The sequence below is a fragment of the Sphingomonas sp. genome, from assembly GCF_013812825.1.
In the GTDB taxonomy this organism is placed as follows: Bacteria; Pseudomonadota; Alphaproteobacteria; order Sphingomonadales; family Sphingomonadaceae; genus Sphingomicrobium.
In genome coordinates, this window is record NZ_JACCSU010000068.1 from 16,690 (window position 1) to 31,061 (window position 14,372).

Annotated in this window: 14 protein-coding genes; 7 read left to right on the top strand and 7 right to left on the bottom strand. The window is 69.0% G+C overall.

All coding sequences use genetic code 11. The features are described from left to right. Positions 1–26: 26 nt before the first annotated feature. Positions 27–1,727 carry a DUF4153 domain-containing protein gene (locus tag H0T81_RS09085; RefSeq protein ID WP_294012053.1) on the bottom strand — a complete coding sequence of 567 codons (1,701 nt, stop codon included), beginning with the start codon at positions 1,725–1,727 and terminating at the stop codon, positions 27–29. A 176-nt stretch (positions 1,728–1,903) separates the two neighbouring features. On the opposite strand from H0T81_RS09085, the gene H0T81_RS09090 reads away from it, so the two are divergent. Genes H0T81_RS09090 through H0T81_RS09100 form a run of 3 tightly spaced genes read left to right on the top strand, consistent with a single transcriptional unit; the run spans position 1,904 to position 4,406 of the window. Further along, on the top strand, positions 1,904–3,019 hold the full coding sequence (locus tag H0T81_RS09090; protein WP_294012056.1) for a DUF3089 domain-containing protein: 1,116 nt from the start codon (positions 1,904–1,906) through the stop codon (positions 3,017–3,019). Then, positions 3,016–3,489, top strand: coding sequence for a Holliday junction resolvase RuvX (ruvX, locus tag H0T81_RS09095; RefSeq protein WP_294012058.1), 474 nt, complete (start codon positions 3,016–3,018; stop codon positions 3,487–3,489). The genes H0T81_RS09090 and ruvX overlap by 4 nt, the downstream gene beginning before the upstream one ends. Before the next feature lie 11 nt (positions 3,490–3,500). Further along, positions 3,501–4,406, top strand: coding sequence for an aspartate carbamoyltransferase catalytic subunit (locus H0T81_RS09100; protein WP_294012060.1), 906 nt, complete (start codon positions 3,501–3,503; stop codon positions 4,404–4,406). Between the two features lie 6 nt (positions 4,407–4,412). Here the strand turns inward: H0T81_RS09100 and H0T81_RS09105 are convergent, their stop codons facing one another. The 3 genes from H0T81_RS09105 to H0T81_RS09115 are packed head-to-tail and all read right to left on the bottom strand — an operon-like array spanning position 4,413 to position 7,203. Then, positions 4,413–5,771, bottom strand: a complete 1,359-nt coding sequence (locus H0T81_RS09105) for an SPOR domain-containing protein (protein ID WP_294012062.1) — start codon at positions 5,769–5,771, stop codon at positions 4,413–4,415. A gap of 4 nt (positions 5,772–5,775) precedes the next feature. After that, positions 5,776–6,477 (bottom strand): hypothetical protein, encoded by a 702-nt coding sequence (locus tag H0T81_RS09110; RefSeq protein WP_294012064.1) that lies wholly within the window; start codon positions 6,475–6,477, stop codon positions 5,776–5,778. A 12-nt stretch (positions 6,478–6,489) separates the two neighbouring features. Next, positions 6,490–7,203 carry a ParA family protein gene (locus H0T81_RS09115; protein WP_294012065.1) on the bottom strand — a complete coding sequence of 238 codons (714 nt, stop codon included), beginning with the start codon at positions 7,201–7,203 and terminating at the stop codon, positions 6,490–6,492. A 148-nt stretch (positions 7,204–7,351) separates the two neighbouring features. On the opposite strand from H0T81_RS09115, the gene H0T81_RS09120 reads away from it, so the two are divergent. Further along, positions 7,352–8,266, top strand: a complete 915-nt coding sequence (locus H0T81_RS09120) for an SPOR domain-containing protein (RefSeq protein WP_294012068.1) — start codon at positions 7,352–7,354, stop codon at positions 8,264–8,266. 4 nt (positions 8,267–8,270) lie between these two features. On the opposite strand, the gene serB is transcribed toward H0T81_RS09120, so the two are convergent. After that, the gene (gene serB / locus H0T81_RS09125) at positions 8,271–9,149 is read right to left on the bottom strand and encodes a phosphoserine phosphatase SerB (protein WP_294012071.1); all 879 of its coding nucleotides are present in this window, start codon (positions 9,147–9,149) and stop codon (positions 8,271–8,273) included. On the opposite strand from serB, the gene miaA reads away from it, so the two are divergent. Together miaA and ilvC are read left to right on the top strand one after the other, a co-directional pair. After that, a complete protein-coding gene (gene miaA, locus H0T81_RS09130; protein WP_294012074.1) occupies positions 9,142–10,071 on the top strand; it encodes a tRNA (adenosine(37)-N6)-dimethylallyltransferase MiaA in 930 nt (309 codons plus the stop codon). The genes serB and miaA overlap by 8 nt on opposite strands. Before the next feature lie 77 nt (positions 10,072–10,148). Continuing rightward, positions 10,149–11,135, top strand: coding sequence for a ketol-acid reductoisomerase (gene ilvC, locus H0T81_RS09135; protein WP_294012077.1), 987 nt, complete (start codon positions 10,149–10,151; stop codon positions 11,133–11,135). Here the strand turns inward: ilvC and H0T81_RS09140 are convergent. Both H0T81_RS09140 and mutL read right to left on the bottom strand, forming a co-directional pair. After that, entirely contained in the window at positions 11,110–11,286 is a 177-nt protein-coding gene (locus tag H0T81_RS09140; RefSeq protein ID WP_294012080.1) for a hypothetical protein, read from the bottom strand. The two genes, ilvC and H0T81_RS09140, sit on opposite strands and share 26 nt — an antisense overlap. A gap of 98 nt (positions 11,287–11,384) precedes the next feature. Next, entirely contained in the window at positions 11,385–13,169 is a 1,785-nt protein-coding gene (gene mutL / locus H0T81_RS09145) for a DNA mismatch repair endonuclease MutL (protein ID WP_294012083.1), read from the bottom strand. A 153-nt stretch (positions 13,170–13,322) separates the two neighbouring features. Here mutL and H0T81_RS09150 point away from each other — a divergent pair, with 153 nt between their 5' ends. Further along, a complete protein-coding gene (locus H0T81_RS09150) occupies positions 13,323–14,366 on the top strand; it encodes a rod shape-determining protein (protein WP_294012086.1) in 1,044 nt (347 codons plus the stop codon). The last annotated feature ends 6 nt before the right edge of the window (positions 14,367–14,372 follow it).

Sequence of the window (14,372 nt, forward strand, 5' to 3'; positions counted from 1 at the left end):
CGCCTCCAGCCCTTCAAGCGACCCGCCTATTCGAATGGCTCACCGACCGGCTGCCCGTCGACGTAGAGCTGCCGGCCGGGAGCCGGCCGCACTTCGATCCGGGCGGTGGAGAGGTCGCCGACCCGCGCCGCCGGCTTGGGCCGAGCAACTTCGACGTCCGCCGGCTGGCTCAGGTCGATCACCGCCGACATGACAATCCCGCCGATAGGGTCACCAGGATTTTCATCACTCATCACCACCAGCAGCCGCGAGCGACCCATGTCGAGAACCGCGCACTCGATATTTGGGGGGCACAGGCGCCGCTGGGCAATTCGCCTGAGGGCCTCGGGCGTCAGCCGAAGCCCGGGCGACGCCACTCGAATTCGCTTGGCGACTTCGTCCGCCTCGACCACCGCGCGAGTCCGTTCGGAGATCGTCCATCGTTTCGTCGCCTTCAGCGCCGACGCGGCCATGGCCCGCCAGCCGGCCGGACCAGTCCGCGCGATATCGGCCAGCCGCTTGCGTCCGGCCGGACCGAAATCGAACGCCATCGCCGCCCAGTCGAATTTCTGCGGCTCGACTCGCCCGCTCTCCAACCGCGCGAGCTGCGAGCGGGCCGAGATCGCTCCGAAGTCGAGGATCGGCAGCGCAAGGAACAGCGCCACGCCGCAGACCGCGATCGCAAGATTGGTCTGTGCGGGCCGCAGCGGATCGTCGAAGTCGCGCCGGCCGCGCCAGATCGACCACCAGCCGGCAAGGCCGTAAGCAATCGCCACGCCGACCGCGATCGCTCCCCAGATGCGCTCTGGAGTCCAGCCATATTCGTTGATCCGGATTCCCATCGCCAGGCCGGCGAGCACGGCCAAGGGCAAGACCACGGCCGCCAGCGCCAGCGCCGACCAGAGCAGCACCGGGTTGGTGGCGCGCTCATCGCGGCCGTCCGCGATCACCGCATTGGCGAGCAGGATCGCGCCCGCGCTGGCGGCCAGCAAAAGCCCCGCCGCGGAAACCCAGCTGTCCCACAACCCCTGCAAGCCAGTGAACGGGATCGAAAGCAGGAAGACGACCAACGCCAAGGCCAGCACCGGGGCCAGCACCGAGAAGACGACCATTACCAGCCGCTGCAGCGTGGCGACGAGGCGGTCCCGCTCGCGCAGTAGGCCGAAGGCACCTCCGAACGCGAACCCGGCCAGAATCCAGTCGAACCATTCGTCCCGGAGCAGCTCCTTGAGCAAATCGATGCCGATCAGGTCGAACAGCCCGGCGATCAGCCAGGCGAGCAGGAAGGTGACGCCGGTGAAGAACAGGCTCGCGGCGCCGATCACCGCATCGGCCCAGGCGTGCGAGTGGAGACGGCCATAAGGGAACCGCCAAGCGCCCTCGTCCCGGATCGTCTGAAACAGGGGCGCCGCGACGATCACCGCGAACAGCGCCGAGAAATAGGGCCACTCGAAAATCTCGCCCTCGCGGTTGTAGCCCGCGGAGAACCAGCCGACGAAGGCGATCACGAGCCCCCAGCCCAGGGCGAAGGCAAATGCCCAGGGCCAGCGCAGCCGTTCCACGGTCACCAGGAACGACAGCGTCGCGATGGCGACGAACGTGGCGCCCGCCTGCCGGGCGGCGCTCACGGAGCCGTCGTCGCTATCGGTCAGCAGATGGAACAGCAGGCCCGCGATCGCAGCGAGCGCCGCCATGATCCACGGCCTAAGCGGCCATTCCTGCGTCTGGGCGTCGAGCCGTTCGGACATGTCGCATCCCCCTGAACAAGGCTGTGCCAGCCGCTGACGAGTGCATCAAGGCCGGAAGGCCTGGGTCGTGGCCGTTGCCTCCTGGAAAAAGCATGAGGAACTTCTGAGGCCTTGCTGAAATCGCGCCCGGAGCGCCTCCTTGCCCGCCCATCGCCCCTCCCCTAACGCCCGCGCCAATGTGCGCCCGCCGCTTCCTGTTCGTCGTCTTCATCCTGACCCTGCTCGCGGTCGCGGGCGCGGTCGCCTTTCATCAATGGGGTTCGCGGGCGCTGCTCGAGCAAGCCAAGCCCGTCGGCCGCTTCGCTCCACCGCCGCCGGCCAGCGGACCGGACTACACCAACGCGGCCCACTGGATCGCTCGTCCGGGGCTCACCAACGACCCGTCCTGGTGGCGCCCGACCGACGAGCCGCGCCCGTTGGTGCCGAAGGGCGCGCACGCCTTTTACATCCACCCGACCACCTACCTGAAGCGCGACCAGTGGAACGCTCCGCTCGACGACCGCGAAAGCCGCTTCCGCGCCGCTCTGTTCGTTCAAAGCCAGGCGAGCGCCTTTGCCGACGGCGCCGCGGTCTGGGCGCCGCGCTACCGCCAGGCGGCCTACGGCGCCTTCCTGCTCGACAGCAAGGACGCCCGCGGCGCGCTCGACCTCGCCTACGCGGATGTGGCACGCGCATTCGATCAGTTCCTCGCCAGCGTACCGGCCGGCGAGCCGATCATCCTTGCCGGGCACAGCCAAGGCTCTCTCCATTTGTCGCGGCTGCTCCGCGAGAAGGTCGCCGGCAAGCCGCTTCAACGCCGGATTGTCGCGGCTTACGTCGTCGGCTGGCCGCTCAGCGTCACCGCCGACCTTCCGGCGCTCGGGCTGCCGCCGTGCCGCTCGGCCGAGCAGGCCGGCTGCATCTTGTCGTGGATGAGCTTTGCCGAGCCCGCCAACCCCGACCTGGTGATCGACAGCTATGAAGGCTCGGCCGGGCTGACCGGGGCCAAACGCGAGCGCGAGGACATCCTGTGCGTCAACCCGCTGACCGGAACCCGGGACGGAGCGGCGCCGCCGGCGGCCAACCGCGGCACGCTGGTGCCGTCGGCCGATCTCCGCTCGGCGAGGCTGCTGCCGGGCCGGGTCGGGGCGCGCTGCGACCGGGGGCTGCTGATGCTCGAAGGCGCGATCCCACTGCTCGGCCCCTACGTGCTGCCCGGCAACAACTATCACGTGTACGACTATGCGCTGTTCTGGGACGCGGTTCGAACCGACTCGCTGCGGCGCGAGCGGGCGTGGCAGGCGCAGCGATGATCACCGGCAGCCCCGCCGAGTTCGCAGCGGCGCTTCCCGTCCCCGGCAAGCTCGCCGGACTCGACGTCGGCACGAAAACCATCGGGCTTGCGCTATGCGATTCGGGCTGGAGCTTCGCCGGGCCGGCCGAGACCATCCGCCGGAGCAAGTTCACCGCCGACCTCGAGGCATTGCGGTCGTTCGTCGAGCGCGAGCAGGTAGCCGGCCTGGTCGTCGGCCTGCCGCTCAATCTCGACGGCAGCGATTCCCCGCGCACCCAGTCGGTGCGGGCGTTCGCTCGCAACCTCTTGGCCCTTGGCTTGCCGGTCCTGCTGTGGGACGAACGCTGGTCGACCCAGGCGGTCGAACGGGCCATGATCGACGCCGACGTCAGCCGAGCCAAGCGGGCGCAAGCGGTCGACATGCTGGCCGCCGCGCACATCCTCCAGGGCGCGATCGACGCGCTGGCCAATATTGCCGCGCCGGAATAAGCGCTCGGGCCGTGGACCTGCTTTCAATCGACTCCCTTAGCGACGACCAGATCGCGACGATCCTCGACGAAGGCGACCGATGGGTGGAGTCCAACCGGTCGGGCGCGGCCACGCACGCACCGCTCGGCGGCCGGATCGTCTTCAACCTGTTCTACGAAAACTCGACCCGGACCCTGATGTCCTTCTCGGTCGCCGCGCATCGGCTGGGCGCTGAGGTCGTGACCCTGCCGGTCGAGCATTCGTCGGCAAGGAAAGGCGAGACGCTCGACGACACGGCGCGGACCCTCAACGCGATGCGGCCCGATGCCCTGGTCATTCGCCACTTCGAAAACGGAGCACCGGCGCGGATGGCGCCGATCATGGACTGCGCGGTGATCAACGCCGGCGACGGCACCAACGAGCACCCGACCCAGGCCTTGCTGGACGCTCTCACCATCCGCCGCCACTTGGGCCGGGTGGCCGGGCTCAAGGTGGCGATTTGCGGCGACATCAAGCACAGCCGGGTCGCGCGCTCCAATGCCAAGCTGCTTTCCCGCCTCGGCGCCGAAGTCCGGCTCGCCGGCCCGCCGATGCTGTTGCCGGACGATCTTCACGGTAGCGGCGACGTCGATCGAGCGATCGAGGGTGCCGACGTGGTGATGATGCTGCGCATCCAGCGCGAGCGTCTCGAGAACGACCTCGGCGATGCCCCGGGCGAATATCTGTCGCGCTACGGACTGACCGCCGAGCGCCTCGAGCGGGCGGCGCCGAGCGCCGTCGTCATGCACCCGGGCCCGATGAATCGCGGAGTAGAGATCGACAGCGCGGTGGCCGACGACCCGGAGCGATCGCTGATCCCGCTTCAGGTCGAAACCGGAGTCGCGGTCCGGATGGCCTGCCTTCGATTGCTGGTCGGAAGTCCATCCCGACCGGTATGAATTGGCCTAGCGCGAGGCGAGGCGCACCGGCGCGTCGCCGGCGACCGAGCGCACGAAACAGCTTCCGCCCGCCCGCCGCACCGACTCGCAAAGGCTCTTCGCGTCGCTGGGGCTGGAGAAGCCCTTGACCGAAAGGCGGTAGACGAGTCCGTTCCGGCTGTTGAAGCGCGCGCTCATCGGCGTGTAGCCGCGAAGTACGGAATGGCGCCTGGAAGCGGCGTTCCACGCGGCAGCGACCCGCTGCGGCGAGCCATAGGCGCCGAGTTGCACGACGGCGGTCGAGTTGCCCTCGCGGCGGTTGAACGAGGCCGGACGAGCGGGCTTGAGCTTGGCGGTGAAGCTGGCCGAGAGAGCCTTGGGGCGAGCGGACCGCTTGGGCTCGACATAAGCCGGCTCGAATTCGGGAGCGGTTTCGACGAACGCCGGTACGGGCGCCATAGCGGGCGCCGGAGCGGCGGCTTCCACGACCGGCGCGGGGGCTGGCTCGGGAGCCGGCGCGGACGCGAGCTGGTCGAACTGCGGCGCATAGGCCTGCTCCGGGACCGGCGGCGGCGCGTAATAAGCGGCGACCTGCTGCGGCGGCTGGACCGGCGGAGCGGCCTGGGCGCTGCGGGTCGAAGCGCCGCGAAGCGCGAGTCGAGTGGGCTGGCCGGGGTCGCCGGCGACCGGCTTGACGCCCGTCAGTGCGGCAACCTGGTCGGACGCGAAGCGGGGCTTGGCGAACGCCATCCACTCCTGGATCCGGGCATCCAGCAGGTCGGCCGACACGTCCTGGGCGGCGATCGTGCGGGCGGCGTCCCAATCGCCCGACAGGGCGTAAGCGAGAGCAAGGTTCTGGCGCAGCCTGGCATCGGCTCCGGGCTGGCGCGCGGCGGCCTCGAGCAGGCCGGCGGCTTCCTGCGGCTGGCCGGCGAGCGCGAGGGCAAGGCCGTAATCGGCCGGCTCGAGCATTCCGCGGGCTTCGCCGAGCAAGGCCAGAGCTTCGCCATTGCGGCCCTGGGCGATCTCGACCAGCGCGAGCTTCAGAACCACCTGCGGCTGGTTGGCAACCAGGGCCAGCGAGTCGCGATAAGCGGCTTGCGCCGAGGCAAAGCGGCCCGAACCGAAGTAGATATTGCCGAGCAGCGCCCGGAAGCCGGCGTCGTTGGGGCTTTTTTCGACCGCCCGCTCGGCAAGGCTGAGCGCGGTTGCAAAATCATTGTCGTTGAGAGCGGCCAAAGCCCGCATCGCGAGGCCGATGTCGCCCCTGGCGTCCTTGCCTCCGAAGGAGGTCGTGCTGCGCCCGGCCGGAGTGGCGCAACCGGCGATGACCGAAGCCAGAGCGATTGCCGACAGAGCGGAGCCGAAGCGGAGCGGATTTGACATCAGATTATCCCTTGCGGTTGGCCTTCACGGCCATTGCGTCGAGCTCCGGCATGGAGCCGAGCAGCGAGTCGAGCGCATCGGTGACCAGCATCTGGGCCGAGCGGCCGCTGACGGCGCAAGCCAGGCGAAGTTTCAAGTGGCGGCCCGGGTCGAGGCGCAGAGTGAACGCCGCCTTGGCCTTGCTTCCGGCAGCCGCTCGCGGAGCGGAGACTCGGCGGGCGGCGACGGGGACGACTGGGGCGACGGTGGCACGGGCGGGCGGCAGCTCGACCACAACCGGCGGCTCGCTGGCCGCCCGGTCATCGGTTTCCGCTTCGGCCTCGTAGAGCTCGGCGGTCTCGTCGACCTCCTCGCCTTCCTCGGTCAGGTCCTCGTCCGGCACGTTGAGCCGGCCGGCGATCTCCTTGTGCTGGCTGTGGACCGGCGACTGAACCGGCGACTGAACCGGCGATTGCACGGGGGTCAGCGCTGCGACCGGGTTGCGCAGCGGCTGCTCCTCGAGCTCCTCGCCGAACGCATCGTGGGTCTCGTCGCGCGGTGCGGAGGCCGGCTTGGGAGGCTCGAAGCCCATGTCGTCCCAGCCGAGGTCCTCGAGCGCGCCGCCGCCCTGGCCGAAGCCCTGGGGCCGCATCGCCGGGCGAGCGGCGCCCTTGCGAGCCAGCAGGCCGGAGGAGAGCGAGGCGAAAGCCTTGGGTTCGCTTTTCACTGGACCGTTCCCTTACTGGCCGGCCACGCGGCGGCCGAAGCCGCCAACCGGACGAGGGGAATTCGGAGCCGCGGCTCCGGGAGCGGCGAACACGGTGCGGCGGAAATTCTTTTCGAGACGGTCGGAAATATAATCCCACAAGTCGACGACCTCACGGGCCGAGCGGCCGTTGGGATCGACTTCCATGACGGTTCGGCCGTCGATCATCGATGCCGCGTAATCGGTGCGGTGATGGAGCGTGACGGGGGCGACGGTGCCGTGCTGCGACAAGGCGACCGCAGCTTCGTAGGTGATCTTGGCCTTGGGGGTGGCGCCGTTGACAACGAAGATCAAAGGCTTCCCGGCGCGGTCGCACAGATCGACGGTCGCACCGACGGCGCGAAGGTCGTGCGGGCTCGGACGGGTCGGGATGACGATCAGCTCGGCAACGGCGATGACGCTCTGGATGGCCATGGTGATCGCCGGAGGAGTGTCGATCACCGCGAGCCGAAAGCCCTGCTGGCGAAGAACTTCAAGGTCGGAAGCAAGTCGGGCGACCGTCGTCTGAGCGAAGGCCGGCATGTCCGCCTGGCGCTCGTTCCACCAATCGGCGAGGCTTCCCTGCGGGTCGATGTCGATCAGGCAGACCGGGCCCGCGCCCGCCAGCTGCGCCTGCACCGCAAGATGTCCGGACAAGGTCGTCTTTCCCGACCCGCCCTTCTGCGATGCCATTGCCAGAACGCGCATGCTTTTCCCCCGCCCAGTGACTTGCGTTGAGCGCCGGGAGTGACACTCAAGCCTCTAAAATCTGGTTAACAATGGCACGACCGTGTTGCCCGGCGGGAACAGGTGGTTAGTGGACCCGATGCAATCAGGAACGCGGATCTTTGCGCTGATGGCGATTGCGCTGGCCTTGGCTGCGCCCGCCAGCGCCCAGTCGGTGAAGGCGGGGATCGATGCCTGGCAGCGCGCCGACTATGACTCCGCGGTCAAAATCTGGCGGCCGCTCGCCGAGGCGGGCGATGCCGACGCCTCCTTCAACCTCGGCCAGGCCTACCGGCTCGGCCGTGGAGTCCCGATTGGTCTCGCGGCTGCCCAGACCTGGCTCGAGCGGGCAGCGCGCAAGGGCCACCTCGATGCGCAGACGACGCTCGGCCTGCTGCTGTTCAACGGCGGCAACCGCATCAGCGGGCTGCGCTGGTTGAGAATGGCCGCCGAACAGGGCGAGCCGCGAGCGCTGCTGATCTACGGGACCGCATTGTTCAACGGCGATGGAGTCGTGCGCGATCCGGTGCTCGCCTACGCTTATGTCAGCCGAGCGGCGGCGCAGGGCCTGGCGCCGGCGCAAGCGACTCTCGCCGAAATGGACAAGTTGGTCCCGCTCGATGAGCGCCGGAAGGGCGTGGCGATGGCCCAGAACCTCGCCAAAGCTGCCGAGACGGAGCCTGCAAGGGCCAAGCAGCCAATTGCGCCAAAGCCGCGGGCCGGTGCAACGGCCGAATCCGCGCAAAAGTCCCCCGCCAAGACTGCGGTCAAGCCATCCGCGACTGGAGCGGAACCTGCACCGGCCAGGGCAAGCGGCCCGTGGCGGATCCAGCTCGGCGCCTTTTCCAGGCGTGGGTCGGCCGAAGCGCTTTTCAACAAGCTCGCCGGCCGCGGGCAGCTGGCTGGCCGGCGACCGTTCTATGTCGCCGCTGGAGCCGTCACCCGGCTCCAAATTGGGCCGTTCGAGAGCCGGGCCGCTGCGGCCGCCGCGTGCGCGGCGCTGTCCCGCCAGGGGCAGCCCTGCTTCCCCGTCGCCGCGAAGTAACCGCTCAAGCCGTCGCCCACTCGCGCCGCGGGATTCCCTGCGCCCACAGCAAAGCGTCGAGGCCGTGGTGGTTGACGCACGCATCCGCGACCTCGGCGAGCACCGGCTTGGCGCGATAAGCGACGCCGAGCCCCGCTTCCTCGATCATCAGCCGGTCGTTGGCGCCGTCGCCGACCGCGAGCACGTCGGAGCGCTGCAGCCCCAACTCTTGGCGCGCCTCGATCAACGCCGCGCGCTTGCCCTCGGAGTCGACGACCGGGCTTCCGACCTCGCCGGTGAGCAGTGCATCGGCGATCCCCAGCCGGTTGGCGTGCACCCGGTCGAACCCGACCTCGCGTGCGACGGGCTCGGCAAAGGACAGGAAGCCGCCCGAAACGAGCAGGCAGCTCGCACCCAGCCCGCGCATGGTCTGCACCAACGTCATCGCGCCCGGGTTGGGCCGCACGCGCTCGGCAAGGCAGCGGACGATCGCTTCCTCCTGCAATCCGGCCAGCAGCGCGACCCGCTCTCGCAAGGCGGCTTCGAAGTCCAGTTGGCCCTGCATCGCCCGCTCGGTGATCGCGGCGATCTCGCTTTTGAGCCCGGCGAAGTCGGCGAGCTCGTCGATGCACTCCTGGCCGATGATCGTCGAATCCATGTCGGCGACGAGCAGCTTTCGAAATCGCGGGCGATCCGACTGCACGACGACATCGACTTCAGGAAGCGCTTCGAGCACCCAGCGCGCGGCCCTGAGGTCGGCAGAAAAACGCAGCTCGGCGGCGTCGCCGTCGTCGATCCAGTCGGCGAATTCGGCGCCCGGATCGAGCTCGCGGAGCAGCCCGAGCGCCCGGTCGACCAGCCTGTCATCGAGCCGTCCGGCTGCTATCAGAGTTGCAATGCCCACTCGTCCTCCAGTCGCCCTCATTGCCGGTCCGACGGCAAGCGGCAAGTCGGCGCTAGCGCTGGCGCTCGCCGAGCGAACCGACGGAGTGATCGTCAACGCCGACAGCGCTCAGCTGTACCGCGATCTGAGGGTTCTGAGCGCGGCTCCGAGCACCGACGACATGGGCCGCGCCGAGCACCGGCTCTACGGCGTGATCGACGGTGCCGGGCCCTGCTCGGCCGCGGACTGGGCGGCCATGGCGCGGCGCGAGATCGACGCCATCCACCGGCAACACAGGCTGCCGATCCTCGTCGGCGGGACCGGGCTTTACCTGCGCACATTGCTCGACGGGATCGCGCCGGTGCCGCCGATCGACCCCGAGATCCGCGGCCAGGTTCGCAACGCCGCCGCCGAAGCGAACCATGCACGTCTCACCAAGCTCGACCCGGCCGCCGCGGCTCGGCTCAAGCCGGCGGACTCAACGAGGACCGCGCGCGCGCTCGAGGTGGTGCTGTCGACCGGGCGGACGATCGGCGACTGGCAGCAGCACCGCCGGGGCGGCATCGGCGGCGCGATCGCGCTTCGACCCCTGATCCTGTTGCCGCCGCGCGACTGGCTGTACGCGCGCTGCGACCAGCGCTTCCCGGCGATGGTCGCGAATGGCGCGGTCGAGGAGGTCGAAGCGCTGTTGCAACGAAATCTCGATCCCAGGCTGCCGGTGATGCGGGCGATCGGCGTCCGCGAGATCGCGGCCTGCCTGAGCGGCGAGACCGGCCGCGAGCAGGCGATCGCGCTCGGCCAGCAGGCGACCCGCCAGTATGCCAAGCGGCAATACACCTGGTTTGCTCACCAGCCGCCCCCCGAATGGCCGCGCTTTACCGGCATTCCGATCCCTGTTCGGGCTGAGCTTGTCGAAGCCCTGTCCTTTCTCCAAAGCGGATAGTCCGAAGGACAGCCCCCTTCGGCTTGCCTTGGCAGGCCGCTCAGGACAGGCTTCGACAGGCTCAGGGCGAACGGTTTATGGACATTCTCCGCGAGGCCGACATCGACCCCTCCCCGCTCGCCGGCAAGCGCGTCGCGATCGTCGGCTTCGGCAACCAGGGCCGGGCGCAGGCGCTCAACCTCAAGGACAGCGGGATCGATGTGGTCGTCGGCCTGCGCGCCCTATCGGCGAGCGCGGACCTCGCCGAGGGCGAAGGGTTGAAGGTTGCGCTGATCGAAGAGGCCGTGGCCTCCGCCGACGTCGTCATGCTGCTCGCGCCCGACGAGATCCTCGGAACATTATACCGCGAGATCGAGCCGCACATCCGAGACGGCGCAGCGCTGGGTTTCAGCCACGGGCTCGCCATCCACTTCGATTTCATTGCACCGCGAGCCGACCTCGACGTGATCCTGGTCGCTCCCAAGGGACCCGGAACCGCGCTTCGGTCGCTCTACGAGGCCGGCCAGGGGATGATCGCCTTGTGGGCCGTCGCTCAGGACTCCAGCGGCACGGCGCGCGAGCTGGCGCTCGCTTATGGCCGTGCGATCGGGTGCGCGCGCGCGGGATTGATCGCTTCCAGTTTTGCCGAGGAGTGCGAGGCCGATTTGTTCAACGAAGCCGCGGTGGTGTGGGGCGCGGTGCCGGAAATCCTGATTGCCGGATTCGACACGCTGGTCGCCGGCGGAATCTCGGAGGAAGTCGCGTTCCTCGAATGCGTCGGCGAACTGAAGCTGCTCGCCGAGCTGATCGACGAGCGCGGGATCGCCGGGATGCGCGAGGCGATCTCGACCACCGCCGAGCTCGGCGCCACCTTGAGCGGGCGACGAATCGTCGATGCCGGGGTGCGTGAACGGATGGCCGCGATCCTGCGCGAAATCCGATCCGGCAAGCTCGCCGACGAGCTCAAGCGCGAGGCAGCCGACGGCTATGCGCGGCTCGAGCGCGCGCGCTCGGACGCGAGGGAGTTACCGGTCGAGCAAGCGTTCCGGCGGCTGCGGCCTAGCCGACCACCTCGGGAGCGCTGACCGGGCGGTCGCCGATCGATGCACGCTCGAGATAGGCGCGCTGCAGCTCGCGGTGCGCGGCTTTGGCCTCGGAATCGGTCGCCGCCAGCGCCAGCTCGAGCTCTTCGGCCGCCCGCTGTGCATAATAAGCGCGGTCTTTTTGGTCGATCATGGCGCCGGCTCCTTCGCGAGGTCGCTTGTAACAGCTTTGGCGGTCAAAGTCGCGTCACCCCGTCCCGCTAGGGAGTCGGCCCAGCGCTTCGCAGCGATCTATTTGCGGCCGAACAGTTTCTCGATTTCGCCGTGGCCGAGCTTCACCCAGGTCGGTCGGCCGTGGTTGCACTGGCCAGAGCGCGGGGTGACCTCCATCTCCCTGAGCAGCGCATTCATCTCGGCGACCGACAGGATGCGCCCGGCGCGAACCGAGCCGTGGCAGGCGATGGTCGCCGCGACATGGTCGAGCCGATCGCGCAGGCTAAGCGCCTGGCCAAGCTCGGCCAGCTCGGCGGCGAGGTCGGCGACGAGGCCGCGGACGTCCGGCGTTCCGAGCGGCGCTGGAGTCGCCCGCACCAGCATCGCAGTGGGGCCGAATCGCTCGATCTCGAGCCCCAATTCGGCAAGCTCGGGCGCCGCCGCTTCCAAGCGATCGCAATCGGGCTCGTCGAGCTCGACCACCTCGGGAATGAGGAGCGCCTGGGGGGCGACCGCTCCGCCTCGCCCCGCGCGCCGCATCCGTTCGAGCACCAGCCGCTCGTGCGCCGCATGCTGGTCGACGATCACCAGCCCGTCGCGCGCCTCGGCAACGATATAGGTCGCCGCGACCTGGCCGCGCGCCACTCCCAGCGGGAAGCTTGGCACCGCCTCGGTCGCGGCTTCGGCCCGAGCCGCGGGGGCGTGGTCGAAGAGGGCGCGAGCCTCCGCCACCATCGTCTCTCCGGCTGAAACCCTGGTCTCGGCGAGGGGGTGCGTTTCCGCGAGGCCGGCGCCTTCGCCGGGAGGACGGTCGAGGTCGCTGGTCCACATCACCGGCGCCGCCGCCTGATCGTGAGCGGCGCTTCGGTGCCCGGCGTCGTCGAGCGCTCGGCGAAGGCCGCCGATGATCAACCCGCGAACCGCCGACGGGTCGCGGAAGCGGACCTCGGTCTTGGCCGGGTGGACATTGACGTCGACGTCCTCGAGCGGGACTGCAAGGAACAGCGCCGCGACGGGATGGCGATCGCGGGCGATGAGGTCGCGATAGGCGGCGCGCAGCGCTCCGACCAGCACCCGGTCCTTCACCGGCCGCGAATTAACGAACAGGAACTGCTGGTCCGCCATCCCGCGGTTGAAGGTCGGCAGGCTGATCACTCCGGTCAGGCCGAGCCCGTCGCGGCCGCAATCGATGCCGATGCCATGGCGGTCGAGCTCGTGGCTGAGCAATTCCGCGACCCGCGCCGGGGCTGCGGCCGACTGCAGCGACAGCACTCGCCGGCCATCATGCTCGAGGCTGAAGGCGACGTCGGAGCGCGCCATCGCCAGCCGTTTCACGGTGTCGAGGCAGGCCGAATATTCGGCCCGCGCGCTGCGCAGGAACTTGCGCCGCGCCGGCACCCTGGCGAACAGGCCCTCGACCCGGACGCGGGTTCCGGGCGGAAGCGCGGCCGGCCCCTCGCCCGCCCGCCCGCCGTGATCGACTTCGATCCGCCAGCCGTCCCCTGCCCGATTGGCGCCGCCGCGCTCGCGGCTCTCGAGAGTCAGGCGCGACACGCTGGCGATCGATGGCAGCGCCTCGCCGCGAAAGCCGAAGCTGGTCACCCGGTCGATCGCTCCGTCGGGAAGCTTGGAAGTCGCGTGCCGCTCGAGCGCCAGCGCCATCTCGGCCCGGGGCATTCCGCTGCCGTCGTCGCTCACCTCGATGAGGTCGGTGCCGCCGCCGGCCAGGCGGATCGCGACGCTGCGCGCGCCGGCATCCAGGGCATTCTCGATCAGCTCCTTGAGGGCGCTCGCCGGGCGCTCGACCACTTCCCCCGCAGCGATTCGATCGATCAGCTCCGAGGGAAGTCTCGTTATTGACATGTTCAGGGTCCTAGCCCAATCGAAGCCACTCCGCGAAGCGCTGATTTTCTCCGGAATTTACAACGTTTTCACGGGGTGGGGTTTACCGTTTCGTAAATCGGGGTAGCGGCCGCGTTAACCCTAAATTGCGGATTAGCGAGAGATACAAGACAGATGTTCTGGGCGCGCTGGTTCAAATGGATGTCGCACGACATGGCGATCGATCTCGGGACCGCCAATACGCTGGTCTATGTGCGTGGCCGCGGCATTGTCCTCAACGAGCCGTCGGTGGTCGCGATCGAGACGATCAACGGGGTCAAGCGGGTCAAGGCCGTCGGCGAGGACGCCAAGCTGATGATGGGCAAGACGCCCGACCAGATCGAGGCGATCCGTCCGCTGCGCGACGGCGTCATCGCCGACATCGACGTCGCCGAGCAGATGATCAAGCATTTCATCCACAAGGTGCACGGCGGCAAGATGCGCGCCTGGCGCTTCCCGGAGATCGTCATCTGCGTTCCCAGCGGGTCGACCTCCGTCGAGCGCCGCGCAATCCGCGACGCGGCGTCCAACGCCGGGGCGAGCTCGGTCTATTTGATCGAGGAGCCGATGGCGGCCGCGATCGGCGCCGACATGCCGGTCACCGAGCCGATCGGATCGATGGTCGTCGACATCGGCGGCGGCACCACCGAAGTTGCCGTTCTCAGCCTGCGCGGCCTCGCCTACACCACCTCGGTGCGGGTCGGCGGCGACAAGATGGACGAAGCGATCAGCTCCTATGTCCGGCGCAACCACAACCTGCTGATCGGCGAAGCGACCGCCGAGCGGATCAAGAAAGAGGTCGGAATCGCCAAGCCGCCCGTCGACGGCATCGGCAAGACCGTTCACATCAAGGGCCGCGACCTCGTCAACGGAGTGCCCAAGGAGATTTCGATCAACCAGGGGCAGATTGCCGAGGCCTTGTCGGAGCCGGTCGGAACGATCGTCGAAGGCGTCCGGATCGCGCTCGAGAACACCGCGCCCGAGCTTGCCGCCGACATTTGCGACCAGGGGATCGTGCTGACCGGCGGCGGAGCGTTGCTTCAGGGGCTCGACGAGGTGCTTCGCGACGAAACCGGGCTGCCGGTGACGGTGGCCGAGGATCCGCTCACCTGCGTTGCGCTCGGAACCGGCCGCGCGCTCGAGGAAGAGCAGTTCCGCGGCGTGCTGCAAACCGCCTGACGGAAG